General features: G+C 64.9%; 18 protein-coding genes. 10 read left to right on the top strand and 8 right to left on the bottom strand.

Translation table 11 applies throughout. The annotated features are described in order from the left end of the window. Window positions 1–230: 230 nt before the first annotated feature. A complete protein-coding gene (locus CH268_RS09240) occupies window positions 231–2,027 on the bottom strand; it encodes a DUF4012 domain-containing protein (RefSeq protein ID WP_255182327.1) in 1,797 nt (598 codons plus the stop codon). Between the two features lie 186 nt (window positions 2,028–2,213). Between CH268_RS09240 and CH268_RS09235 the strand changes: the two genes are divergently transcribed. From CH268_RS09235 to CH268_RS27560, 7 genes are all read left to right on the top strand, one after another. Beyond that, complete coding sequence (locus CH268_RS09235) at window positions 2,214–12,074, top strand: non-ribosomal peptide synthetase (protein WP_094663482.1); 9,861 nt, start codon at window positions 2,214–2,216, stop codon at window positions 12,072–12,074. Then, window positions 12,074–12,949 (top strand): cyclopropane mycolic acid synthase family methyltransferase, encoded by an 876-nt coding sequence (locus tag CH268_RS09230; protein ID WP_094663480.1) that lies wholly within the window; start codon window positions 12,074–12,076, stop codon window positions 12,947–12,949. The genes CH268_RS09235 and CH268_RS09230 overlap by 1 nt, the downstream gene beginning before the upstream one ends. 105 nt (window positions 12,950–13,054) lie before the next feature. Continuing rightward, a complete protein-coding gene (locus tag CH268_RS09225; protein ID WP_141215117.1) occupies window positions 13,055–13,360 on the top strand; it encodes a hypothetical protein in 306 nt (101 codons plus the stop codon). 26 nt (window positions 13,361–13,386) lie between these two features. After that, window positions 13,387–13,563, top strand: coding sequence for a hypothetical protein (locus CH268_RS27850; RefSeq protein WP_176457892.1), 177 nt, complete (start codon window positions 13,387–13,389; stop codon window positions 13,561–13,563). Window positions 13,564–14,192: 629 nt separating this feature from the next. Next, on the top strand, window positions 14,193–14,447 hold the full coding sequence (locus tag CH268_RS09220; RefSeq protein WP_141215116.1) for a hypothetical protein: 255 nt from the start codon (window positions 14,193–14,195) through the stop codon (window positions 14,445–14,447). Window positions 14,448–14,550: 103 nt separating this feature from the next. Further along, window positions 14,551–15,486 carry a hypothetical protein gene (locus tag CH268_RS09215; RefSeq protein ID WP_094663474.1) on the top strand — a complete coding sequence of 312 codons (936 nt, stop codon included), beginning with the start codon at window positions 14,551–14,553 and terminating at the stop codon, window positions 15,484–15,486. Further along, window positions 15,456–15,605 carry a hypothetical protein gene (locus CH268_RS27560; protein ID WP_176457891.1) on the top strand — a complete coding sequence of 50 codons (150 nt, stop codon included), beginning with the start codon at window positions 15,456–15,458 and terminating at the stop codon, window positions 15,603–15,605. Before CH268_RS09215 ends, CH268_RS27560 begins: the two co-directional genes overlap by 31 nt. Here the strand turns inward: CH268_RS27560 and CH268_RS09210 are convergent. Then, window positions 15,602–15,838: a hypothetical protein gene (locus CH268_RS09210; protein ID WP_141215114.1), complete on the bottom strand. Its 237-nt coding sequence runs from the start codon at window positions 15,836–15,838 to the stop codon at window positions 15,602–15,604. The genes CH268_RS27560 and CH268_RS09210 overlap by 4 nt on opposite strands. Before the next feature lie 21 nt (window positions 15,839–15,859). After that, window positions 15,860–16,153: a hypothetical protein gene (locus tag CH268_RS09205; RefSeq protein ID WP_094663470.1), complete on the bottom strand. Its 294-nt coding sequence runs from the start codon at window positions 16,151–16,153 to the stop codon at window positions 15,860–15,862. Window positions 16,154–16,385: 232 nt separating this feature from the next. Here CH268_RS09205 and CH268_RS09200 point away from each other — a divergent pair, with 232 nt between their 5' ends. Both CH268_RS09200 and CH268_RS09195 read left to right on the top strand, forming a co-directional pair. Next, window positions 16,386–17,060: a hypothetical protein gene (locus tag CH268_RS09200; protein ID WP_094663468.1), complete on the top strand. Its 675-nt coding sequence runs from the start codon at window positions 16,386–16,388 to the stop codon at window positions 17,058–17,060. Window positions 17,061–17,067: 7 nt separating this feature from the next. Further along, a complete protein-coding gene (locus CH268_RS09195; protein ID WP_094663466.1) occupies window positions 17,068–17,679 on the top strand; it encodes a YveK family protein in 612 nt (203 codons plus the stop codon). Here the strand turns inward: CH268_RS09195 and CH268_RS09190 are convergent. The 4 genes from CH268_RS09190 to CH268_RS09175 are packed head-to-tail and all read right to left on the bottom strand — an operon-like array spanning window position 17,645 to window position 23,176. Beyond that, a complete protein-coding gene (locus CH268_RS09190) occupies window positions 17,645–19,021 on the bottom strand; it encodes a glycosyltransferase (protein ID WP_094663828.1) in 1,377 nt (458 codons plus the stop codon). The two genes, CH268_RS09195 and CH268_RS09190, sit on opposite strands and share 35 nt — an antisense overlap. A gap of 20 nt (window positions 19,022–19,041) precedes the next feature. Further along, window positions 19,042–20,469, bottom strand: a complete 1,428-nt coding sequence (locus CH268_RS09185; RefSeq protein WP_255182326.1) for a hypothetical protein — start codon at window positions 20,467–20,469, stop codon at window positions 19,042–19,044. 8 nt (window positions 20,470–20,477) lie between these two features. Beyond that, window positions 20,478–21,875 (bottom strand): hypothetical protein, encoded by a 1,398-nt coding sequence (locus CH268_RS09180; protein WP_094663464.1) that lies wholly within the window; start codon window positions 21,873–21,875, stop codon window positions 20,478–20,480. Further along, the gene (locus CH268_RS09175; RefSeq protein WP_176457890.1) at window positions 21,872–23,176 is read right to left on the bottom strand and encodes a glycosyltransferase; all 1,305 of its coding nucleotides are present in this window, start codon (window positions 23,174–23,176) and stop codon (window positions 21,872–21,874) included. The genes CH268_RS09180 and CH268_RS09175 overlap by 4 nt, the downstream gene beginning before the upstream one ends. Window positions 23,177–23,311: 135 nt before the next feature. On the opposite strand from CH268_RS09175, the gene CH268_RS09170 reads away from it, so the two are divergent. Then, window positions 23,312–24,592: a glycosyltransferase gene (locus tag CH268_RS09170; RefSeq protein ID WP_094663824.1), complete on the top strand. Its 1,281-nt coding sequence runs from the start codon at window positions 23,312–23,314 to the stop codon at window positions 24,590–24,592. Here CH268_RS09170 and CH268_RS09165 read toward each other — a convergent pair. Beyond that, on the bottom strand, window positions 24,584–25,525 hold the full coding sequence (locus CH268_RS09165) for a glycosyltransferase family 2 protein (RefSeq protein ID WP_094663460.1): 942 nt from the start codon (window positions 25,523–25,525) through the stop codon (window positions 24,584–24,586). The genes CH268_RS09170 and CH268_RS09165 overlap by 9 nt on opposite strands. Window positions 25,526–25,585 lie beyond the last annotated feature (60 nt).

Genomic DNA, 25,585 nt, shown 5'->3' with positions numbered 1-25,585 from the left:
CGACCCTCGAATTCCGCGACCACGAACAGCACGATCAGTGCAAGCGTCAGGACTACCAACGCGATCCAAACAAATGGATGCGCATTTTCTGGTGGCCTGACTCGGTCCCTACGTCGTTTTACGAACACGGAACGAACTGTAAGTCAGTCGAAGAACAACCGCAGCCCCGTCGCGCCTAGTGTGACGAAGACGCGCGGGGCTGGGGTTATCGGGCTGTCAACGCTGGGGAGTCAGCATTGCGGGACGTCGATGCTGACCGTCGGCTGATCGACCAAAGGTTGCACGGGCACCGTCGCCTCGCCCGGAGCGGAGGGTTCTTCGAGCTCCCAGGTGACCGTCTGCGATTTGCCCGGCGGGATGGTCAGATACGCGGCCTGCACAGGACGACCCAATTCGGTGCCGGCCTGGATGGAGAATCCGGAGATACCGTTCACCTTCATGGACGTGATTTTTGCGCCCTGGGTGCCGTACAGATAGACGATCGACTCGTTGGTGCCGTAGGGGACGTTGGGCTGAAATGTGCTCGCCACGTACGACGTCAGGCCGTTCGGATCGACGTTGTTGGTCAGCGTTGCCGTCACCGTCGACTTACGGGTCCCGGCGGTGCAGGATTCGGCCGAATATTTGATATCGCGGGCCAGGTAGTAATCGAGCTTGTTGCCACCGGCATTGTTGACCACCACATTGGCGTAGGGAGCTGGGCTGTCCGGCAACACGTGACCCACCTTGGTGCCGGCCAGAATCGCCTGCTCCGCCGGATCTGCGCTCCACACCGAGATGCGACCTTCACTGCCGGCGCGGCCCACCGCGTCGAGCAAAGATCTGGTGGGGGCAGCGCCCGTCGTCATCTTCTGCACCACCGCGGACGCGATCTGCTGCAGGTACGCCTTGCGTGCCAACTGATCGTCGCCGAACTTCGAATAGGCTGTGCTGAGGGTGATTTCGACGACGTTGTCTGCCGTGATCTGCTCTCCGTCGGCCAGCGTGACCGGCCCGGTGGCTCCGAGAATGTAGCTCAACGCAATCGGATCGGTCGCGATGGCACCGTTCAGAACCTCACCCGTCTGCTCCGTCCACATGGACGACCAGATCTGGCCGGCATAGGGAAAGTGCGGGCTCGCATTCGAGTTACGGAAGTCGGTCGTGGTGTTACGCGGAGCCCACAGTGCGTTGTATTCGGGCCCCAGGTCGATGGGCTGCTTCGCGAATTCGAGTTCGTTGTTGGCACCGAGAGTATCGACCCGTGCCGTGCCGTTCTCGGCCCGAATGATGCCGTAGCCACCGAGCAGGCCGCCGGTACCGCGGGCCTCCGCGTTGGTCTGGAACGCGAGAAAGTAACTGCGCGGGCCGTTGTCTCCGAGCATCGACGGCAACAGCTGACTGGCGATGCGCGTGTTGGTGAGCAGGCCTGCGAGATCGTGTGTTTGATCGATCAACGAGGTACGTGCATCGCTCACGACACCGAGGAATGCGGGCTCGTCCACCTGCTGGGCTTGGAGGCTCAATTCCTCGGCTGCGGCAGCGGTCTGCTCCAGCACGGGTTGTGCGTCCCGCAGAGCGGCGGTATCGACCTTGCCGCCGCCTTCGACGAGGCTGCTCGGGTTCAGGCTTTCGCCCGCCGTCGATGCCGGGGTGAGGACGTCCACGGCCAGTCCGTGCACCACATCGGTGATCTGAGCTACCGATTTCAGCGGACTACCAAGGTAAGGAACGGCTTTCGCTATCGAAAACGGGATGGACGTCGTTGCCGACATCGCGTCGTCCGCTGATTCCGAGGCCCGAGCGGCCGCGGCCTCGGCACCGGCCGCATCACCGTCGAGCAGAGCATCTTTCGCCTGCGTGGCGGAGTCGCGCGTCGCGTTCAGGCTGGACTGAGCGGTGTAGGCCTCGTACCCCAGCCACACCAGAAACGCGACAAGTACGACCAGCAGCACCCCCACCGTGAGGAGAATCGGCCGCTTCTTGCCGGATCGAGAACCACGAACATCGGTGGAACTGGTCGCCATTGTCGGTGGCCTCTCGGTCATAGGAAGTCGGTCGAGTGCATAGCCTAAAGGGGAGCGGCGGTTCCGGCGTACATGTCGTTCGATCCGGGTAGAGCATTCACAATGGGTCGACTAGGTTTGTCACGGGCGATGTAGATCGACGTTGCTGGGCGGCACGTCAGCCGAAAATTCACGCCGTCGAAGCATATGCGTTGAGGAGGTCATCGAGTGTCGCCAGAGGTTGGTGAGCTGTTCGAGGATGGCCGCTTCCCTTTGTCCGCTGCGCAGATGAATATCTATCTCGCCCAGCAGCTGGCACCGGACGTACCGTTCACCATCGCCCAATACGTCGAAATTCGCGGCGATATCGATCCGGCCGTACTGATCCGAGCCACGGACATCGCGTGCAGGCAACTCGAATCGCCCGCAGTGCGGATCGGACTGCACGACGGTCATCCGTACCAGTGGCGAGACCTCCGGGTGCCGTACGCGATGATCTATCGCGATTTCCGAGTCCGCGAGAATCCCGTCGAGGATGCTCAGCGCTACATGGACGAGCAGTACCGTCGCCCCGTCGATCTGGTTCGCGATCAGTTGATCGCCTCCGAGATCATTCAGGTGAACGATGCGCACTACTACTGGTACAGCCGCGCCCACCACATCGTCATGGACGGTCTCGGCGCGATCTCCGTCCAGGAACGCACCGCGGCGGTGTACACCGCGTTGACCGAGGGCACCGAGATACCCAAGACGCGCGCCATCGGTGTCCGTGAGATCTACGACTACGAGGCCGCGTACCCCAACTCCTCCCGCTACGACACCGACCGCCAGTACTGGCTCGGCCGACTCGACGGACACCTCGACGCACCCCGACTGGCCGGCAACACGTACACGCGCGCGGCACCGAGCGGCGTGACGGTGAGTGTGGGGGCCGTGTTGGACGCAGACCTCACCGAAGCCGTGGCAGCCGTGGCACATCGGTACAACAGTTCCGATGTTCCCGTCGTGCTCGCCACGTTCGCGCTGTATCTCGCGCGCATGACCGACACCGACGACGTGATGCTCAGCCTGCCGGTATCGGGGCGAGCCACCACCAAACTGCGGGAATCCTCCGGCATGATGTCCAATGTCGTGCCCCTGCGCATCGGTGTCGAGCAGGGTGTGACGGTCGAAGAACTCCTCCGCCGAATTCAGGTGGAACTCACCGGCGCACTGCGCCATCAGCGCTTCCGCGTCGAGGACATGCAGCGCGAGACCGGCGACGGCACCGGCAGCGCCGCCGCGGGACGCGGAGTGTTCGGCCCCACGGTCAACATCATGATGTACAACAGCACAATTCGGCTCGGCGACGTCATCGGCGAATACCGTGTGCTCTCCAGCGGGCCCATCGACGACATGATGGTCAACGTCTACCCCGGAGTCGCAGGCACCAGCACCCGCGTCGACTTCCTCGGTAATCCGGCTCTCTACTCCACCGACGAGCTCGCAGCCCATCACCGCCGGTTCCTGGTTCTGCTGCGTGCGGTGGTCAATGCCCCTGAGGGCCTTGCGGTATCGGAACTCGATGTGCTCGACGCCGAGGCCGAATCAGCGTTGGTGACAGCACGTCCAGTAGACGCGGTGTCGCCTAGGCCGTTGCCGGCGCTGCTGCGACGCGGGACGGTGGTGCGTGCCGCGGGTGTCGATCAGTCCAGTGAGGACTTCACCAGGGTCGCAGAACACATTGCTGCGCAACTGGTCTCGCTGGGCGCAGGCGTGGAGAAGCGCATTGCCGTGGCGATGGAACGCTCCTACGAATTTCTGCTCGCCTCGTGGTCGGTCTCCACTGCCGGAGCCTCGTTCGTTCCGCTCGACCCCACCGAGCCCACCGAGCGGCTGGCTACGGTGCTGGCCGGCGCAGACATCGAGTTCGGTATCACCACCAAGGATGTGTTGGAACAGCTTCCGAGCACCATCGAGTGGTTCGACATCGAGGATCTGCTCGACGCGAACGAGCGCGCGCTGGTGCCGCCGGCGCTGCACGTCGACAACGAGGCCTACGTCATCCACACGTCGGGCTCGACCGGAAAACCCAAGGCTGTCAGCGTCACTCATCGTGGCCTCGCGCAATTGGCCGACAACGTCGTTGATCGGTATGCCGTCACCGCCGACTCGCGAGTTCTGCACCTGGCCTCGCCGGTGTTCGACGCCTCCATCCAGGAAATTCTTGCTGCATTCGCGGCGGGTGCCACCCTGGTGATCGCCCCGGCCGAGGTCTACGCCGGCCCTGCCCTCGCCGAGTTCCTGGCCAGCGAGAAGATCACCCACCTGATCACCTCGCCAACGGTGCTGGCGACACTCGACCCGGAGGATCTGCACTCCATCGAAGTCTTCGACGTCGGCGGCGAAGAGTGCCCACCCATGTTGCGCGACCGGTTCGCCTCTCCCGAACGAACGATGCTCGACGCCTACGGCCCCACCGAGGCAACGGTATTGGCGACGCTGTCTGCCCCGATGGTCGTGGGTCAGCGTGTCACGATCGGTGCGCCACTGCCGGGTGTTCGTGCGCTGGTGCTGGATTCGCACCTGCGTCCCATGCCCCACGGAGGCGTCGGCGAGCTGTATCTCGGCGGCGACGGACTCGCCCGCGGATACGACGGCCAACCCGGTTCGACGGCGGCGCGATTCGTCGCCGACCCGGGTGTGGCGGGTGCGCGGCTGTACCGGACGGGCGACATCGTCCGGTGGTCGTTCGATGGGTCCTCGCTCGAATACCTGGGCCGCTCCGACCATCAGATCCAATTGCACGGGCGTCGACTCGAACTCGGTGAAATCGAATCCGCAGCAACCTCTTTCGCTGGAGTGACCGCGGCCGCGGCCGTCGTTCGTGACGATCGACTGGCCCTGTACGTCACCGTTGTCTCCGACGGGCTCGACAGCCACCTGCGGAACCGGTTGCCGGCATGGATGATTCCCCGTCACATCGTGGTTCTGGACGCACTGCCGATGACGGCAGGCGGCAAGGTCGACCGCCGCGCACTACCGGCCCCCACCGCGCCGACGGACACCGAGTACGTGCCGCCGCAGACCGCCACCGAACGCGCGGTCGCCGCGGCCTTCGCCGACGTCCTCGGCGTCGAGGAGGTGGGGCGTGAACACTCCTTCTTCGAGCTCGGTGGTGATTCGCTCAGTGCCACCCGAGTTCTCGCTCGCCTCGGCTCGGGAGTCTCGCTGACCGCATTGTTCGCCGACCCCACCGTCCGCGCCGTCGCGGCCGCCATCGATTCCACCGCCCAGCGTGAAGTCTCGCTCGACTTGCTCGATACCGTTCTGACGGAACATGTCCCATTGTCGTATGCGCAGCAACGGCTGTGGTTCCTCAACCAGTTCGACCCCACATCGCCCGCCTACAACATGCCCATCGCCATCCGGGTCGCAGCGGGTAGCGATGCGTCACTGGTTCTGACGGCACTGCGTGACGTCGCCGAACGTCACGAAGCGCTGCGCACCTACTACCCGGACGACGGCGACGGTCCGCAGCAAGTGGTGCGGCCCACCGACACCGTCCTGGTCGACGTTCCGGCCCGCACTGTGCCCGAGCATCACCTCGACGACGCCGTCGCGTCTATTGCCGGGCAGGGGTTCGACGTCGCTGCCGACGTGCCCATCCGGGCAGCGCTGCTGAGCGTGGAGGAGTCCGGCGACACGGTGGTCGTCGTGGCAGTGCACCACATCTCGATGGACGGATGGTCCCTCGACCCACTCGTGCGCGACTTCGCGTTCGCCCACGCATCACGCACGGCCGGTCATGCACCGACGTGGTCGCGCCTACGCGCGCAGTACGGCCAGTACTCGGTGTGGAACCGCGCGACGGTGGATGCGGTTGCCGACGAACAACTCTCGTTCTGGACGTCGGTGCTCGGGGAGCGCGACACCGCGTTGGCGGAATTGCCGTCCGATTTTCCCCGGCCTGCCGTGCAATCGATGATCACCGACGCGGTTCCGTTCGAGATCGGACCGGACCTGCATGCGGGAATCCGTGAGCTGGCGCGGTCGAACAACGCGACCACGTTCATGGTGGTCCATGCCGCGGTGGCTGCAGCCCTGAGTCGATTCGGAACGTCGAACCGCGTGGTGGTCGGATCTCCGACGGCCGGGCGAGGCCACGAGGCGCTCGACGAGATGGTCGGAATGTTCGTCGGAACACTGCCTCTCGCAGTCACAGTGGACCCGGCCGGCAGTTTCGCCGACCTGCTGGGTGCCGTCCGTTCCGCTGACCTCGACGCCTTCTCTCACTCGGACGTGCCGTTCGAGCGCATCGTCGACGCCGTGACCACCGATCGATCGCTGGACCGGCACCCGCTGTTCCAGGTGATGCTGGCATTCGACAACGCACCGCACCGATCGGTCGAGGACCTTCCGTTCTCGGTGCTGGAGATCCCCACTCGCACCTCCGAGTTCGACCTCAATGTGGTGCTGGAGGAATTCTCCGCCGGACAGGCCGAGTCGGCCGGTCTCATCGGACAGATCGAATATGCGCTGGACTTGTATCAGCGGGCCACCGTCGAACAGTTCGCATCCGCGGTGACGGCAATCCTGCACGCGGCGGTGTCGGACTCCGCTTTTGTCGTCGGCAACCTTGCTCTCGCCGATGCACCGGCACTACCGGCCGAATCCGAGAGCGGCACGATCCTCGACGTGTTGCTCGGTGGCACAGCCGATTCGGTGGCGATCGATGGCCTGGAATCGCTGACGTACTCCGAACTCGATCGCCGATCCAACCGGATCGCACGACTGTTGATCGCCCACGGCGTCGGACCGGAAACCCTCGTCGCGTTGTCCCTCGAGCGTTCGGCCGAGTACATCGTGGCGCTGTGGTCCGTGGTGAAGGCCGGTGGAGCATTCGTACCGGTGGATCCCCGCTACCCGGCGGCTCGCCGGGAGCAGATGCTGGGGCCCGTCGACATCGGTTTCGGTGGAACGGAACCGGGAGTGCTGTGGGTCGAGGAGAGCCACGCACAGACGTTCAGCGACGCGCCATTGACCGACGACGACCGACTGGCGACGCTCGAACCCGCACACCCGGCCTACGTGATCCACACGTCGGGTTCCACCGGCACGCCCAAGCAGGTCGTCGTGACGCATCAGGGTGTGTATTCACTGGCGCAGCAGGTGGTGTCGCGCTATGGAGTCGAAGCGACGTCCAGGGTGCTGCACGGATACTCGGTGAACTTCGATGCCGCAGTGCTCGAGCTCGTGCTCGCGTTCGGGGCCGGAGCGACCATGGTCATCGCGCCACGTGACCTCCTCGGCGGTGAAGAGATGGCTGCCTTCCTCACCGAGCACCGGGTAACCCACTACCTGTCCACACCCGCGGTACTCGCGACCGTTCCGCCGGTCGCCGTTGTCGAGACCGTCGCCGTCGGCGGAGACGTGCTGGGTGCCGGGGTGGTCGACGAGTGGTCGGCCGGACGGTCGATGCTCAACGCCTACGGCCCCAGCGAAGCCACGGTGGTGGCCACCCTGGCCGAATCCCTGCGCGCCGGAGAGCCCGTCACGATCGGCCGACCGCTGGACCACGTCGGAGCATTCGTGCTCGACGACCGGTTGCAGCCGGTGCCGCTCGGAGGCGTCGGAGAGCTGTATCTCGCGGGGTCCGGTGTGGCTCGCGACTACCGCTCCGATCCGGCGTCGACCGCCGCGCGTTTCGTCGCAACCGCCGGCGGTGCCCGGATGTACCGGACCGGAGATCTTGTTCGACGTGAACTCTCGGGACAGCTCGATTACCGCGGTCGGCGCGACGACCAGGTGCAGATCAACGGTGTACGCATCGAACTGGGAGACATCGAGAGTGCGCTGACGGCACATCCCGACGTCAGTGCCGCAACAGCACTGGTGTTCGACAACAGAATTCACGCCTGGGTGGTGGGAATCGGCGAGTTCGACGCGGCTCAGTGGCTCCTGGACCGGTTGCCGTTGGCGATGCAGCCGGCCGTCATCACGTCGATCGATCGTATTCCGTTGACCGGCAACGGAAAAGTGGACAAGGCGGCCTTGCTTCCGGCGGTACCGTCGGACTCCGAGTCTGGGGCCGGACGCACGTTGACGCAGGACGTCATTCTCGGAATCTTCGCCGACACGTTGGGGATCGACGCACCCGCAGTCGACAGCAATTTCTTCGTCCTCGGCGGAGACTCCCTCGCGGCCACCCGCGTCGCCACGCGCATCAGTGCGGTTCTCGGCGTTCGGGTGCCGGTGCGGACGGTGTTCGAGGCCCCCACCGCGGCGCAGCTCGCGTCGGCGATCGAGTTGCTGTCCGACAACTACACCGCGCTCCCTGCGCTGGTCCACCACGCCGATGCGCGCTCCTACTCCGGCCTCGCGCCGGCCGAGCGACGCATCTGGCTGCAGAATCGATACGACCCGACATCGGCGGCGTACAACATCGCCTTCGAAGTGACGCTTCCGAAAGCCCTCGACCTCGAGGTACTGCGTGCGGCGATTGCCGATGTGCTGGAACGGCATACGCCGCTCCGCACGGTATACCCGTCGACGGGTGATGGGCCTGTGACCGTCGTCCTCGATCCGCAGATCGTGCTCTCGACACTGGACGACGCTCACGCGGGTATCGGCGGGGTTGCGCAGCAGGGCTTCGACCTGACCGTCGAGGCACCGCTACGACTGATGCTCGCGGAACGTCGCGGTGAGCGCGTGCTGACCGTCGTCGCCCACCACATCGCGGTCGACGGCCTGTCGCTACGTCCACTGAGCCGCGACATCGAGACGGCTCTGCTGGCTCGAACGGCCGGAGCTACACCCCAGTTCACTCCACTCGCCGTCGACTATGCGGACTACCGGGTGTGGCAACGCGACGTCCTGGACGCGGTGGCGTCCGACCAACTCGACTTCTGGCGTCGCACCCTCGCCGGCCTGCCGGAATTCCTTGACCTGCCCACCGGCACTCCTGACGCCGAGCAGGAGGCGTCGGGAGTCCAGTTTGCCGTCGACGCAGACACTCTCGCGAGTCTGCGGTCGCTCGCACATCGTCTGGGCGCGACGGTCTTCGTCGTCGTCCATGCGGCGCTGGCCGCCGTACTCGCCGAGGCCAGCGGCACGCGGGACATCGCCATCGGAACTCCGGTGTCGGGCAGAGCAGATCCGGCGCTCGACCGCCTCGTCGGCATGTTCGTCGGCACAGTCGTCCTGCGGACCGATGTGGATCCGGCGACGACGTTCGAGGACTTCGTGACCGAGGTGCGCAACCGAGACCTCGATGCCTTCGCGAACTCGGACGTCCCGTTCGAGTGGGTGGTGGACGCGGTGCAACCCACCCGTGCCGTCGACACGCACCCGCTGTTCCAGGTGCTCCTGGCCTTCGGTGATGTCAACACTCCCACAATCGAATTGGGCCAGAGCGTTGTCAGTCTGCGCCGGGTGGACATCACGACGACGCAATTCGATCTGGAATTCGTCGTCGAAGAATCCGATGCCGGGCTGCTGGGCACGCTGGCGTACTCGGCCGACCGGTTCTCCCGGGCCGTCGTCACCGGACTCGCGGAACGTCTGACGACCGTGTTGAACGCAGTCGCCGCGGCACCGGATCTTCGGCTCGGCAGTGCAGAATTCGGGCAGAGTGGATCGGCTGTTGTGTCCCGTCGAGACGGTACGGCCGATCAGTCCACACTGGCTGAGGTGTTCGCGCGGGCAGCGAGTAGCTGGCCCGACAACATCGCGGTGATCGGCGACGCACGATCGGTGACCTACCACGAGCTGGACAGGCAATCGAATGCATTGGCCGACAAGCTCATCCGGGCCGGCGTCGAGCCGGGATCGTTGGTGGCGATCGCTGTGCCGCGGTCTGTCGAGTACCTCACCGCGATCTGGGCCGTGGCCAAGACCGGTGCCGGCTTCCTGCCGATCGACCCGTCTCAGCCCGCCGCGCGAGTACGGGAGATTCTCGATCGCGCAGCCCCCGTCACGGGAGTCGCTTCCGTGGACTTCCACTCGGCCGGAAACGACTGGCTCACGGCTGATGGTGACGAGCTCGACCAGTTCCAGGTACGCGCAGTCCCCGTCGACAGCACGGCGTACGTCGTCTACACCTCGGGATCGACCGGGGTACCGAAGGGTGTGCGGGTGACGCACCGCGGCATCGCGAATCTCGTCCAGAGCCAACGAGACCTGTTCGACGTCGAGCCGACATCACGCGTGCTGCAGTTCGCGTCACCGAGTTTCGACGCGTCGATCTTCGAGACGCTGATGGCCGTCGGTGCCGGAGCGAGCCTGGTGATCGTGCCGCCCGACGTGCACGGAGGACGCGAGCTCGAAGCGCTCATCGACCGGCACCAGGTGACCCACGCCTGCCTCACGCCGACCGTGCTGCAGGTGACCGACTCCGCGGAGCTGCCCTCCCTTCGTGTGGTCGTCATGGCCGGCGAGGCCGCCAATTCTGCACTGCTGCACCGATGGTCGCAGGATCGCTCGGTGTTCAACGCGTACGGACCCACCGAGGGAACCGTCATGAGCACCTGCACCACGCATCAGCGGGACTGGGCATCGGCTGCGGTGACCATCGGCGAACCGACCCTCGGATTCGACACGGTGGTTCTCGACGCCCGTCTGCGACCGGTGGGCACCGACGTCGTCGGGGAGCTGTACCTGGGTGGGGCCGGTCTGGCCGAAGGGTACGTGGGCGACGCTGCGTTGACGTCGAGCAGTTTCGTCGCCAATCCGTTCGGCGACGGTCGGCTCTATCGCACCGGCGATCTGGTGCGGTGGGTGGCGCGCGAGACCGGTCGCGAACTCGAGTATCTGGGCCGAGTCGATTCACAGGTGAAGATCCGCGGCCATCGCGTCGAACTCGCCGAGGTCGAGGCGTCATTGCTGCGTCACCCGACTGTGCGTCAAGCCAGCGTGATCGGGCATGCGAACTCGTTGGCTGCTTACGTGGTGGGTGCGGTCGAACCGCGAGAGACTCGCGACTTCCTGGCGAGAACAGTGCCCGCGTACATGGTGCCCAGCACCGTGACCGTCGTGGATGCACTGCCGATGACGTTGTCGGGCAAAGTCGATACGAGCAGGCTGCCTGAGCCCACAGTGATGTCGACCGAACGACGCGCGCCGGTCTCGTCCACCGAAGTACTCGTACACACCGTGTTCTCCGACGTGCTGCACCTCGCTGCCGACGATATCGGTATCGACGACAATTTCTTCGACCTCGGCGGGCATTCCCTCTCGGCGGTGCAGGTGATGGACGCGCTGGGCGACAAGCTGAGCCGTCGAATCCCGATCAGTGCATTGCTCGAGCACCCGACGATCACAGCATTGTCCGCGCGCCTCGACATGGACGACGGGGATGCCGAATCGAGTGGCGCGTTCGATGTGCTGCTGCCGCTGCGGACCGACGGCGTGGGCGCACCCCTGTTCTGTGTGCACCCGGCCATCGGAATTGCTTGGAGCTACCTGTCGTTGCTCGGGGAGACGGACCGCCCGGTGTACGGACTGCAGGATCCGGGCATCTCGAACCGTGACGCTGCGCCGTCGTCGATCGAGGAGTTCGCTTTCGCCTACGTGCGTGAAATCCGAAAGGTACAGGCGCACGGGCCTTACCACTTGCTGGGGTGGTCGCTCGGCGGTGTGATCGCCCACGCGGTGGCCGTGCAGTTGCAGTCTGAAGGCGAGGACGTCGCGCTGCTGGCCCTCGTCGATGCGCAACTCGCGGCACCCGAGGGTGCCGAGGAATTCGGCGTCGACGATCTGGCTCGTCAGCTCGGGGTCGAGGCGACGTCATTCGAGGACATCGTTGCCGAATTGCGGAGTACGCGAACCGAACTGACATTCCTCACCGAGGACGATTTACGTGCCATGTATAGACCGGTCGTCTCCGCTGTCAGCTGGGTCGCGTCGTACCGGCCGGCGGTGTACGCGGGCGATGTCCACTACTTCGCCGCCCGGGGCTCGGACGGCGCGAAGCACTGGGCGGCTCTGATCGACGGCCGGATCTCGGTGACAGAGGTCGATGTGGAACACGAAGACATGCTGGGCGAGCAGGGTGCCCGTGCACTAGGCCGAGTGATCGGCGCCGATGCTGTGGGGAAGGGTGTGGCGTGATGAACCAACAACTGGAGCCGTTCGTCGACGATGTGCGAGCACATTACGACTTGTCGGACGATTTCTTCGCGCTGTTCCTCGATCCGAGCATGACGTACAGCTGCGCCTACTTCGAGCGCGACGACATGACGTTGGAGGAAGCGCAGACGGCCAAGATCGACCTGGCGCTGGGCAAGCTCGATCTGAAGCCGGGCATGACACTGCTCGATATCGGTTGCGGCTGGGGAGCTCTCGTCAAACGGGCGGTGGAGAAATACGACGTCAATGTCATCGGTCTGACGTTGAGTCGAAACCAGTACGACCGTGGCCGCGCGCTCGTCGCCGACCTCCCGACCGAACGCAACGTCGACATCCGGTTGCAGGGCTGGGAAGAATTCGACGAACCCGTCGATCGGATCGTCAGCATCGGCGCGTTCGAGCACTTTCGACGTCAGCGGTATTCGGCGTTCTTCGCCAAGTGCCGTTCGGTGTTGCAGCCGGGTGGGCGAATGTTGTTGCACACTATCGTCATTACCCCGCCCGACCCGGCTTCCGGGGGTGGACTCACGCGCGAGGATGCGCACTTCTCTCGCTTCATCCTGCGCGACATCTTTCCCGGTGGGCAGTTGACGTTGGTCAAGGTGGTGAAGGCGAAAGCGGCCGAAGCGGGATTCGAGTTGCTCCGCGAGCATGCGCTGGGACCGCACTATGCACGCACACTCGACACGTGGGCCGAGAAGCTGATCGCATCCAAGGACGAGGCCATCGAACTGTCGTCGGAAGCGACCTACGACAAATACGTGCAATACCTGACCGGGTCGTCGGAGCGATTCAAGAACTCGCGCATCAACGTTGTGCAGTTCACCCTCGAAGCCGGGGACGCGCTTACGGAGTGATGGTGCGACGAGCCCTTGACTGGGGAGGTCAACTAGGTACTCTGGCTAACGATAGGGTCCATGTTCGTGAAACGCGGGGCAGCGGTTGGGCCCGGGATTGGAGATATGAAGAGCATCCGGACCCCGTGGGGTGTGACCCTGCCGTCGGTGGTCTACGCAGCAGTAGTGTCGTTGGCCATCACGCTGGGTTCCGTGTTGACAATGGCAAAACTCGACTTGCCCTGGTGGGCATGGGTTATCGAGTTCTTGCTCTTGCTCGGGGTCACTTTCTCGATCGCCGAAACTAACGCCGTCCCAGCAGGCGACGGGATTTTTACAGTGACCAACGCACGAACACTTGTTCTGGCCGGCGGTGGCCTGTTGCTGTTCGTCGTCTTGTTCGTAGTAATTCTCGTCTTCTGGTCCGAGTGAGACTGCTTCCGATGTAGGAGGAATCCGTGCACACAGTGTTTTGGGCACCACGTTTTGCCGCCGTGTACTTTCTCGCGGCTCTGGCGGCGGTGGTCCTGTTCACTGCCATCGGCGCGAACATGGCAATAGCGGCACCGCTGATTCTAACCCTGATCGGGATGGGAGTTGCCGTGTTGATTCGAAGTCGCACGGTTCGTTCGTAAAGCGTTCCTGAAGCCGGCTCGCAGTGACATCGCTCGACTACGCGGCGTCCTTTTCAGGTGGTGGTTCCTGTATCGACCTGCTCGGGGACTCGGTTGCCGACTCCTCGACGTCGGCTCGACGGATGCCACGGCCGACCCACACGGCAACGAGCGCGCCGATCAGCAACCACACGGCGACGATGCCGACAACCCACCACACGAGTCGCATTCGTAGCCGGGCGCTGGTTGGATGGGCGTGAAACGCAACCACCGTCGTGGCGTTCTCGGCGGTGTTCCCCGGACCGCTGCCGCGTCACCCTGTCGGTCGTCGGCACCGGTCGTGGATTCATGAGACAGAGGATTCGAATACTTCTCCGTCTGCTCCGTCCGCTCCGTCCGCTCCATCGCGACCGTCGGACATAACTGCGCTGTCATCCGAAGCAAGCTGCGACAAGTACGTGCTCACTTCGCCCAAGCGGTGCAAGAACTCGTGAATCAACGGCTGGCACTTTAGGCTGATGCTCTGGCGTGTCTGGGGCCTTCTTGAGGCAAGAACCCTGGAGGGGTTACATCAGTCGACTACTCCACAAGGTCCGTCAATGGCCTGACGGTTTCGCGCTCTGCTTCGCTCCCAACGCGGAAGTCGCCAAATGTTATGCCCCCTCTGGCAGCCGAACACCGCCTACGCATTGGGCGCTCTCGCAGTCTCTCCGACGACCGGACAGATCGGCACGGCGAAGGCCGCATTCACCTCCGGCGCGACCTACAACGCAGCCAACTGGACCCTCGCCACAGGCGGCGGCACCAACCTCACCAAGGATCCCGCGACCGGCATGTACGCCATCGGTGCCGGATCTTCTCTGACCAAAGATTCGTCCACCGGCATGTACCCGATCGGAGTCTGACCAATGGCTGACCAACTCATCCCCTTCGACGCTGCGCAGGCCGTCGCCTCACGGCTCCCCGCGCCCGTTCGCAAACGAACTCTCCGCATCGTTCATCCCTCGCGTGCTGCCCGCCGAGCTGGCCGACCTTTACGTCTATGGCGACAGCTACGGCGCGGGCGCGTGGTCGACAGCGGCGGCCCACCGCTACTTCAACCGCATCGTCGCCCGCTTGCGGTCGGTCAACTCGTCGAACCGCGCAACCAGCGGGAACACTCTGGCGGACACTGTTGCCGACGCCGCGAACGGATCGGGCAAGCTGTGGGCCCCAGGCGCGAAGGGCGTCGTCGTCGTGGACGGTGCACTCAACGAGGTCATCAAGGCAACAGCGGCGACCGGGTCTGCACAGGACGTGATCGGCGCGCCCAACAACCTTCGATCCCTGCTCCGCATCCTCCGCGCTGGCATATGGGCGGACGAGTTGGACGCCTCGTTTACGTACACCGGCACATGGCCGAACGTGGCGCTCCCGGTGGCCCGCGCCGGATCGGCGAAGCGCACCACCGTCGTGGGTAGCACCGCCGAGATTGCCGGGTACGTGCCCACCGCCATCGACCTCGTTTTCATCGGATGGGCACCGACTCTGGCGGCGTGCACGTTCGACGTGAAGGTCGGCGGTACGACTTATGCCAGCGTGGTCGCGAGCAATACCTTCTACTCGACCAACGTCAAGACCGCGGGCAACAACTCCTACGGCCCGCTCGTGTTCCGAGTGTCCGGACTGCCCGCGGGGTCGAAGACGATCAGCGTCGCGTTCACGGGTGGCGACATGTACTTCGATGGGTACCTCAACCCGACGAACCTGGCACCGCCGAGCATCGTCCTCGCGAAGGCGCTCAAGCTGTCCACGTATCAGGCGACTCAGACGGCGTCAGCAAGTCTGCTGGTGACGCGCAGGTCGACGCGCTCAACGCGATGTATGACGAGGTCGCGGCCGAGGCTGCGTTCGGTGGGCCGTCGCAGATTCAGGTGGTCGACTACAACGGCAAGATCGACCTGACGACGATGATGCACACCGACCTCACGCACCCGAACAACATTGGGCAGGGCACCGAGGCGGACGTCATCATGGGCGGGATCGTGCAGTTTCCGTACCGCGTCGGAATGAACTCGGTCTAACCGATCCGGTCCAACCACGCTTCGTGCGAGCACTCTTCGCTGCACGTCCGCTCGGGGAACGGCTCGACGTCCTCGCGCAGGATGCGGCCACAGTGTGCGCACCGACCGTTCGTCAGCTTGCGGTCAGTGCGTGACTGGAAGACCGATAGACCGGCGCGGTGCATCAGGTAGAAGATGGCCACTGCCGAGGCGAGCACCAGCACAATCAGGCTGATGCGCGTGTAGGTGTCCACGCCCGACATCATGCCGTACCGCTAGGGGCCGTGCTGCACCCAAGGCTCGGAGATTGGCAGCGGCGAGACGACCCGCTCTACCTGATCATCAACGTCGATACTGACGACAGCAAGAAACTTGAGCGGGTCTGTCCCCGGCGTTTCCAATTCGAAGTCGTACCTATCCGAGTGGGTGCTGTCTGGCTCTTCAACTCGGCGAACTGTTCGGACCTCGTAGTGACGCGGGCCGTTGGGGTCGTCAGCCACGATGTTGGTCCACAGGCGGATGCGGTCGCCCACGGCAATCAATTCGGGGCTGACCTTTTCTGTCTCCATGTCCGGTGACGCTACCGATGCAGTACTCGTTCGCCTGTCCGGTTTCCGCTTGATTCATCCGATTGAACGACAGTTCCCAAACGGGCGCATAACGCGAGAAATGCCTTTGCTCGTGTGGATGCCTCAAGGGATGCGGTCCACGCTTCGCAGTGCGCGTGCGCGAGTCATCTGTGCCAGGATCAAGCCGCGCAAGCGCCCCGCCCCGAATGCTGATCGACGAGGAATGCCCACCATGAAGACTGCTCGACTCGGTGTTGTCAGTGGACTGTTCACCGCCTTGGTTCTCGCGTTCACCGCGACGTCCGCCGGCACCGCAACCGCGGCGCCACTTCCGGTCGTCGGCCCCGGTAGCGGGTTCGTCACCACCGGTGGCCTCGACGACCTCACCGTCTGTTCCATCGCCGCTGTCGGCTACGACGACGCGGGCCGACTCGTCGCCCTCACCGCCGGCCACTGCATCCTTCGCCCGGGGCTCCCCGTCACGCTCGTCGGATCGTCCGCGGCCCCGGTCGGTACTACCGCCGTCGGACATTGGGGCCCGGATTACGGCGTCATCGTTCTCGACCCCACCAAGGTGACGCCCGTCAACAGTCTGGGCGGAGTCACCGTCACCGACGTCGGCACCGCATCGGTGGGGCAGCCCGTCTGCAAGACCGGCCTCGGCAGTGGAGTGACGTGCGGCAGCATCGTTGACGCCCGCGGCAGCGACCTGATGTCCGATGCCGTCACTGTGTGGGCAGACTCCGGCGCTCCGCTGGTAGCCGGAACCACGCTCGTCGGAATCGCCAGCCATGCCTCGGGCACTCCGTTGGTCAGTCCCACCGCCTACGCATCTGCGTCCGAATCGGTGCGCTTGCTGAGCGCATCGGGCGCGCCGGGTGCGGGTTTCCGGCCAATAGGAAACTGATCCACCGGTGGGCGACGGACACTTCGGAGACATCGTCCGAGCCGGCTGGCGGATCGTCGCGACGTCAGTCACCGTATTCGTGGCCGCGGCATTCGGGATAGCGGTGTTGGTAACCCCGGTGTACGAATCGCGGGCTGAGCTGTTCGTCTCTATGCCGAACCAGGCTGTCGGAGATGATGTGTACGAGTCGAACTTGTTTTCGCAGCAGTTGCTCCCGGCCTATGCAGAACTGGTGAAGGGCGATCTGCTCACGTCGAGAGTCGTCGACGAACTCGCACTCGGTCTCAGTCCGGCGGAGCTGGCCCAGAAGGTGTCGATGTCGTACGCGGTGGAGAGCGTCGTGTTCGACATTGTCGCCACGGACGACTCTCCGGAGCGTGCACGCGACATCGCGAACACCATGGCTGTCGAACTCAGTGCGGTGGTAGCGGATCTTGAAGCACCCGAGAGCGGTGAGGCTCCAGCGGTAGCGCTCAGGATGCGCAGTGAGGCCGAAGCGTCCGACGCGCCGATCAGCCCGAACACCGTGACGTATCTATTGTGCGGTGCGGGGGTGGGGTTGCTCGTAGGAATTGCTCTGGTGCTTATGCGTCACCGTGCACGCCCAGCCGGACAGTAGGCGCTCCTGCTGTCGAAAGCTTCAGTGCCACCAGGTCGACTGCGTCCGCCACCGCCTTGTGTGACGGAACCATTCCTAGCCCCAATGCAGTTGCTGTGGCGACAGTTTCGGGTGTAAGTACAGCACCGAGCGCGTCTGCCAACTTCTCCGCGGTAATCGCGGACAGCTTCGTCGCTCGACCGATTTCGAGCTCGGTGATCCGTGCGCCCCAGAACGGTTGATCTGCCGTCACGGTGCAGATGACCATCGGCAGTCCGGCTCGCATCGCCGCCGCGGTGGTACCGGCACCGCCGTGATGAACGACGGCCGAGCAGTGGGGGAGTACAGCCGCATGGTCGACGTTGCCGACGAAGAACACGTCGGGGTCAGCGCTGTCGGGGCCCCGTCGGTCGCCGATGGCAATCAAGCAGCGGGTGCCGACGATCTGCCCGGCCCGGCGCACGGTCTCGATCAGTTGGTCGGGGTCGGTCAACGGCATGCTGCCGAATCCGACGAACACGGGCGGGGTGCCGGCCGCCATCCACTCTGCCAAAGAGTCTGTGCCGGTCCCGGAATGGCCGTCGGGGGTCGGTGTCAACACCGCTTCGTCGAGCCCTGCGCGCTCTCGTCGCGGCAGGTCGAAGAACCCGACGATGGGCTTGTGCGAACCCCATTCCTCGGCAAGACCGGGCACGATCACCGGATCGTATGCCTGGATCTGCACAACTCCGAACTCGGACAGCCGGGTCGGCAACGGTGATCGCGCTTTCGGGAGACCGAGTCGCCGCCGAAAAGCGTTCTCGTTCCAGCCGGTTGCCCACCAGGTGATGCGGTCGGCGATTCTCCACGACCGTCTCTTCCAGGCCGCAGACCAGTTCGAGGTGAGGCCGGGAATCGCGCCCAGGACGCCGTTCTCGGACATCGGCCCGTACCGCAGGACCGTCAGCGGAACCTCGAGCTTCTGGGACAGCGCGAGCGCACGATCCTGGCCGAGAGGCGAGACCACCAACGCGTCGACGCCGGACATCGGGGCATCCTCGTCGAGGAACAGCTCGACGAGAGCGTCATCGAAGGCGCGAAAGCCCGCACGGACCGTCGCGAGGGCGAACCGCACCTTCGCAATGGGATTCCTGCTTCGGGCGGTGTTCGCCTCGTCCGACGACCATGCCGTATGGGTGTCCAATCCGAGGGGCAATACCGACTGCACGCCGACCGACGTCGCGAAGTCGACGAGGTTGGGCGGTACCGCGACGACGGGACGAGCCCCGCGCGCCTGCAGCTCCAACGCCAGACAGACTCCTGGCTGGATGTCACCTCGACTGCCGTACAGCATGATTCCGATCCGGCGGTCCGCCTCGATCATCGCGTTCTCCTTCGGGTCGGTCACCAGAATGTGTGGGGGAGGTCCCACGCGGACAGCTGATCGGTGACCAGGGCTCGCAGCTCGGCCTCGTCGCTGAAGTGCTCGGGATGTATTCCGAAGAAGCTGAGGGTGATTCGGTCCCCGTATTCGACGAGCCAGGCGGCCACGCCCGGCCCCTGTATGCGCCGCTGCGCCGCAGGCGTACCGAGTGTGACGGCCCGAACGGTGAACCACGACGCTTCCCGGCCGCCGAGCGTCAGTACGTCGTCGGGGACGATGCCGAGATTGGAGACCGTGGTGTCGGGACCAGGGATGGCGCGCATCAGTCGTCCGACGAGCCATCCCGGCAGCAACCGGACCAGCGGTTGGAGGTTGTCGGCAGCTCGATCCGCACCCGATTCTGCGTAGCTGGCGAACGCGCTCTTGCTCAGTGTGCGGATAGGGGAGAGGTCGCCCCCGGCGATGACCGGGTTGTCCAGACGAATCCACACTCCGCCCGACGCATTCGCCCGCTCGTCGGTGGCACCCTCGCGTCGGTTCACTGCGATACAGACCCGAAGTCGATCACCGACGGGATAGGTCGATGCCTGCACAATGCCCGCCAGTATCGCGGTGAACAGACTGTTCGAGGTGCCGCCGTGGTCGGCGGCACGCTGTAGCCAGGTATTCCGATCGATGTTGACATTGACGAGTGTTGTTTCGGTACCGGAATTCTCGGGTGCAGCTCCCGAGTCGGGCGGCCGTGGTGGCTTCTGGAACGGGAAAGCTTCGCCGACGCCGGTCGTCGGTGCCACCGCAGTCGACTTCTGCTTACGTGCACGCACGAGTTCGGCGAGCAGGGCGCGCACCGACATGGCCGCGGCGCGAACCTGATCGACGCCGTCGAGCAGATCCTCTCGAATCTCCTGCACACCGCCGAGAGCATCGGGCAGCGGCCGTGTGGTTGCGGGCCCTGCGGCTGCCGCGAGCGCGAGGTACACGCCCTGCCCGTCGGCGATCATGTGCGAGACCGCCAGCGACACGACCCGACGACCACCGGTGGTAGTCGTCGTCTCGAGCCGCCAGCCTCTCCCCTCGGTGGGTGCCAGATCGGACCGCCGGACGGCCGCCTCCGTCCACTCGCCGATCGCATCGTCGTCGATCTCGTTATCCACGAACACCTGCGGCGGCTGTGTGGAGCGGACCCACGCGTGCCGGGCCGCCGGAATCCTGGTTCGTCGAACCGCGCGGTGCAACGGACCGTGGGCGAGGCGAGCGCCCAGCATCTTGATCGCGGCCTGCCCGGGGTCGTCGTCGAAAACCCACGCGAATTGCATCGGAGCCGCCATGCCGAAGAGATCCTCCGCCAGCAGGTAGGACTCGTCGGAACCGGTCACTCGCGGGCTCGGCCCGACCGCCGCGCCCTGTTCCGTTGTTGCCGAATCGATTTCATCGATAGTCGTGCTCATCGTGCTCCTCACCAGATCTCGTTCGGCAGCTGCCACGCTGCCAGTTCTGCGGCCAGCAGGTCGCGTAACCGCGACGCTCCACCGAAACTGTTCTCATCGAACCCCAACACCGAGAACGTGAACGTGGTGTCGGTGCGTAGTGCCCAGGCCTGGGCACCGTCACCGAATCGGTACGGCTGGGCCGCGTCGACGCCCTGTGCGTTGCCTCGGAACGCGAGGCGTGTCGCATCGACGTCCCCCCACCGCATTGCTTCCGAGGGGACGACGCCCAGATTGGACACCATCGCGTCGGGCATGCCTGTTCCCGACGTAGCCACGCCGACGAGCCACGACGGCGGGAGCAGCCACGTCAGCGGGTACAGGTGTGCCACGGCGCTCCGGTGCCCGGACTCCAGCCGTTGGTACGCGGCCTTACACGCGGAACGAATGCTGCGTAGGTCGCCTCCCGGTACCGGCTGATCGGTCAACATCACCGACACGCCCGCGGTCGCATTGGCGCGGTCGTCATCGCTGTCACCGCGCCGGTCGACGGGAATTCCCACCTTCACCGTGTCTCCGAGCGGGGCGTAGCCACTGGACCTCAGCAACCCGGCGACGACGGCCACGAACAACACGTTGGCAGTGCCTCCGTGTCGTGCGGCCACTGCATCCCAGGCGTCACTGGGAACGGTCACTGTGGCCCACGAGCCCACTGCCTTCGGTGATCTGTCGGCCATCGGTGCCCGGACCGGACGCGTCGGGACGGGGCCGGTGTCGGTGTCGGTGTCGGCGCCACCGAATCCTGCGTGTTCGGCCACCATATCTCCGATGGCCCGCAGTGTGCCTCGCCCGGCGGCCAGAACTCTGCCGCTCGCGTCGATCGTGTCGGCGATGATCGCGCTCGCGGTGCCCGTCTCCGAGGCGAGTGCAGGCTCGGCAATTGCGTTCGGCAACAGCGTTTCCTGTTGCACAGCCGCCAGCGCTGCCGCTGCAGCTGTCACCATGGTCTTGCCGTCCGCGACGAGATGCAGTGCGCACAGCGAGATGACAGTGCCCGCCCCCGCGCGGCTGGTGGTGCGCAGCCGCCAGCAGTCGCCCTCGACCGCGTCCAACTCGACCGACGCCAACTCCTCCGCCGCCCAGCGATCGATATCGGAGCTCTCCACTGCATCGTCGTCGAATCGGCAGGCGGGTTCGCCGGTGGCGCGTACCCAGCGTGGACGCGCCCCCGGCACTGTGGGTGGGACGAGCCGTCGGTGCAGGCGTCCGTTCGTCAACGCGGAATTCACCTCGGTGAGTACTTCTTTGGATACCGGAGCATCGGTGGTCCAGACCAACTGCAGGACTACCGACCACCCGAATGCCCGCCTCAGGAACCAGTAGGTGGCATCCTCGTCGGCGAGTCTGCTCTGTACGGAGTGCATCATCGACTCTGCCCCACTCGTCCGGATGTCATGCACGTCTCGATTTCGTCGACGGCCCGCGCCAGCGCTGCGTCGCCCGTGGTCAATTGTGTTGCTGCGCTGACGGTTGCGTGTCTCACACGGAGGTCGAGCACGTGGGTGAGCGCGTCGATGAGGCGAGCAGCGTCCAGCCGCCGCGCGGGTAGCGTCGCACCTACCCCGAGCCGCTCCAGTCCACGACCCCAGAACGGTTGGTCGGAGCCGTACCAGCAGATCACCGACGGCGTCCCCGACCGCACTGCGGCCGCCGTGGTGCCCGCCCCGCCGTGGTGGACGATTGCCGCACACCGACCGAACACCGCGTCGTGGTCGACGGCCCTCACGACGCGGATGTCCTCTCCTGCCAAGGAATCCGTCGGCAGGTCGTTCCAACCGGTACACAACAGGAGTCGGCGACCCAGCCGACGTGTGGCGGTGACGGCCGCGTCGATCATCTTGGCCGGGTCGCGGACCGGCATGCTGCCGAATCCGACGTAGACGGGGGGATCCCCGGCATCGAACCAGTCCGACAGTTCCTCGGTAGAGTGCATCTCGTCGAGGCCGAGTCGACGCGTGCTCGGCAGTTCCAGGAAGCCGACCACTGGACGGGGTCGGCGGGCTGCGTCGGCGTCCCACACCGGGTCGTTCCGTATCGCGAACAACGGATCGTATGCCTGGATCTCGATTCCTGGTGCCGCGACGAGCTGAGCCGCTGGTGATCGGCGCGCCGGGGCGCAACCCAGACGCTCGCGCAGAAGAGCGTCGCGACGTCGGGTCATGAGACCGAAAAGCCGGTCCAGCAGCCACCATTGCGCGAGAACCGTGCGTGTACCACCCCAGTGCAGACTCGGTAGCGGGCCATGGACCGTGTTGCGGCGTATGGGTGCGTGGTGCAGCGAGATCAGGGGGATATCGGCACGTTCGGCGTACGCGAGCGTGATCTGTTCGGTGGTGAAACCGGTGACGATGGCATCGGCACCGGCCACGATGTCGTTCAGGTCGGTGATCAACTCCGAGTACCCGAGATCACGCAGCTGTGCAACGGCTCTGATCTGGCGCAACGGGTTTCGGCCCGCCTCGGCCCGCGCCTCGGTGACCATCTTCATGTGTGTTCGCGTGTCGGGGCCGAGAGCAGTTGCCTCCAGTCCGCAGCCGCGGGCGAACTCGACGAGGTTCGGCGGCACTCCCACCGAAACCTCGTGTCCCCGTTCGGTCAGGGCTGCGGCAAGTACGACGGCAGGTTGCACGTCGCCGCGAGTACCGTTGATGGCGAACGCTATCTTCACTTGTTCGCCCCCAAGAATTGCGCCGTACCGAGGTATTGCACTACACAGCACCATCTTTCGTCTCGCAGGGGCAGATCGGGTGTTGTCGCTTAGACTGATCGGGCTCACCGAGCACCGGGGAACGAAGGGATGCGCATGAAGTTCGTTCTGGCAGCCAATGGAAGCCGCGGCGATGTTCAACCGGCAGTGGCTGTAGGTCTCGAGCTGCGTTCGCGTGGGCACGACGTAGTCCTGCTCGCTCCGCCGAACATGCAGGAATTCGGCACCGGTGCAGGGTTGTCCACGTCCGCGTACGGAGACAGCACCCGCGCGGTGCTCGAGTCCGATGCAGTCCGCACCCGGCTGAAGTCTGCCGATCCGCGCGCCAGGCTGTCTGCCGCCACCGAGATCACCGTTCGCGGTGGCCGACAGATGCAGCAGGCTCTGCTCGACGCCAGCGAAGGTGCCGACGCGATCATCTCGACCAGTGCGGGACAGGAACGAGCGCATAATGTTTCGCAGGTGAGAGGAATTCCTCACGTGCCCCTGCACCTGTGCCCGATCCGGCGAAACTCCACTACGTCCCTGCTGTCGCAGGCGGGTGTCGATGTGTCCGGCCCGCTCGCGTCGGCAAGTTGGACGGTGGTGGAGTGGCTGTTGTGGAAGGCGTCGAAGCGAGCGGAGAACGACCTGCGTTCCGAATTGGGACTGGGGCCCATGCGAACTCCGTTCGCAACCGCGATCGCCGCGACCGGGATCCCCGAGATACAGGCGTACGACCCCGCTCTGTTTCCGGGTCTGGTCTCCGAATGGGGTGACCGACGACCGTTGGTGGGCTTTCTCGGTTTGCCTGCGTCGGCTCGGGAGGGGGTGGGCGACGTCAGCGCAGACGACGACCTCTCGGAGTGGATCGCCGCCGCGGACGCGCCGGTCTACGTCGGCTTCGGGAGCATGCTTCCGAAAAATCCCGACCGACTCGGCGAGGCGATCGTGGCCGCTGCGGACCAGTTGGGAGTGCGGTTGCTGGTAGCCGGTGGGTGGAGCGACTTCCTCGGCAATGCAGGCGAACTCGGAAGTCGAGTGCGAGTGGTGAAGCACATCGACCACGATGCCGTTCTGCCTCGATGCCGTGCTGCGATCCATCACGGTGGTGCCGGCTCGGTCGCGGCCTCGCTGCGAGCGGGGTTGCCCACTGTCGTCACCTGGATCGGTGCGGATCAGCCCATCTGGGGGCGAGCTGTTGCCTCCGCACATGTCGGTTCCTCACTTCCTCTGTCCCGGGTGACTCCGTCGCGCCTCACCGATGTCCTTCGAGATGCCCTGTCTCCGCAAAGGCGAGTTACTGCAACGCAATTGCGTGACAGATTGATTGCCCCGTCGATCGCTGTATCCCACGCCGTCGATCTGGTCGAGCGGGTCGCGAGCGGCTCACGGTAGCGCGCGCGTCGGTGTCGAGGTGCGCTGCAGCAGTCGCCTCGGGTCGAGCTGCCCCGTCTCGGAATCGTAGAGCCGGAGCATCAACAATCGGCCGGTGTGCAACACCGTCAGTGCCGGCACGTAGATCAATGCGGTACCCGCTGTATAGGAAAACCTCCGATGCAAGGCAAAGGTTCTGGGCAGAAAGCTCATGTACTGCACGAACTCCGGCAGGCTGCTCTGCATACGCCGGGGCGATACCCCCACGGTCAACGACGCGAGGAAGGCGTTGCGACCACCGTCGTCCAGGATGCACAACCCCATGTCGACGTCCTCGAATATGTCCCGCCGCATGCTCACTCGGGTACGTATCCGATTCCACACCTCTCGCCGCACGACCATGTTGGAGCCGTACAGGACGGGGATCTCCTTGACCTCGTCGGAGGGGCCGCGGTCTCCGAGCGGATGCAACTTGATCTTCCACTTGTCGAATCGCCCCGACATCGGCACGTCGTAAGCCTCACCGCGACCGCACAGAGCGGACCATTTGTGGTCGAGATCGGCGGTGAAAAAGTCGACGATGGTCCGCGACCAGTCGTCGCCGACCATGGTGTCGGAGTCGATACGGGCGATGAGATCACCGGTAGCGGCGTCCATTCCGGCGTTACGGGCAAACACCAGGCCCTGCTCGACCTCGTGTATCAATCGAATCGTGGGGTCACGCCGGGCAAGATCCCGCACTATCTCGGCGGTCCGGTCGGTCGAGTTGTTGTCCACGACGACGATCTCGGTGATGCAGTCGGCCTGCGCCGTCAGGCGTTCGAGGCAGGCCGCGATCGTGTCCTCCTCGTCGAATGCCGGTACCACCACCGACAGCGTCGGAGCCGTGCTCTCGGCGAGGAGATCCATGGTCGGTTCGGTGCCCTCTTCCATCGTGCTCGACTCGCTCACCATCACTCCTGTCGCTTCGGTCGGTCTGTCTAAGCCCATCGTGAAACCCTCATCGTGAAACCC

Origin of the sequence: Rhodococcus sp. 06-1460-1B (genome assembly GCF_002258475.1) — a bacterium.
Taxonomy (GTDB): domain Bacteria; phylum Actinomycetota; class Actinomycetes; order Mycobacteriales; family Mycobacteriaceae; genus Rhodococcoides; species Rhodococcoides fascians.
This window is presented reverse-complemented; position numbering and strand designations above follow the sequence as displayed.

Bases quoted from the DNA above. Each gene is read 5' to 3' on its own strand.
- CH268_RS09220 (WP_141215116.1), top strand. From the start codon at position 14,193: ATGTTATGCCCCCTCTGGCAGCCGAACACCGCCTACGCATTGGGCGCT.
- CH268_RS09185 (WP_255182326.1), bottom strand. From the start codon at position 20,469: ATGAGCACGACTATCGATGAAATCGATTCGGCAACAACGGAACAGGGC.
- CH268_RS09200 (WP_094663468.1), top strand. From the start codon at position 16,386: ATGAAGACTGCTCGACTCGGTGTTGTCAGTGGACTGTTCACCGCCTTG.
- CH268_RS09240 (WP_255182327.1), bottom strand. From the start codon at position 2,027: ATGACCGAGAGGCCACCGACAATGGCGACCAGTTCCACCGATGTTCGT.
- CH268_RS09205 (WP_094663470.1), bottom strand. From the start codon at position 16,153: ATGGAGACAGAAAAGGTCAGCCCCGAATTGATTGCCGTGGGCGACCGC.
- CH268_RS09170 (WP_094663824.1), top strand. From the start codon at position 23,312: ATGAAGTTCGTTCTGGCAGCCAATGGAAGCCGCGGCGATGTTCAACCG.
- CH268_RS09165 (WP_094663460.1), bottom strand. From the start codon at position 25,525: ATGGTGAGCGAGTCGAGCACGATGGAAGAGGGCACCGAACCGACCATG.
- CH268_RS09190 (WP_094663828.1), bottom strand. From the start codon at position 19,021: ATGATCGAGGCGGACCGCCGGATCGGAATCATGCTGTACGGCAGTCGA.
- CH268_RS09230 (WP_094663480.1), top strand. From the start codon at position 12,074: ATGAACCAACAACTGGAGCCGTTCGTCGACGATGTGCGAGCACATTAC.
- CH268_RS09180 (WP_094663464.1), bottom strand. From the start codon at position 21,875: ATGATGCACTCCGTACAGAGCAGACTCGCCGACGAGGATGCCACCTAC.
- CH268_RS09225 (WP_141215117.1), top strand. From the start codon at position 13,055: ATGAAGAGCATCCGGACCCCGTGGGGTGTGACCCTGCCGTCGGTGGTC.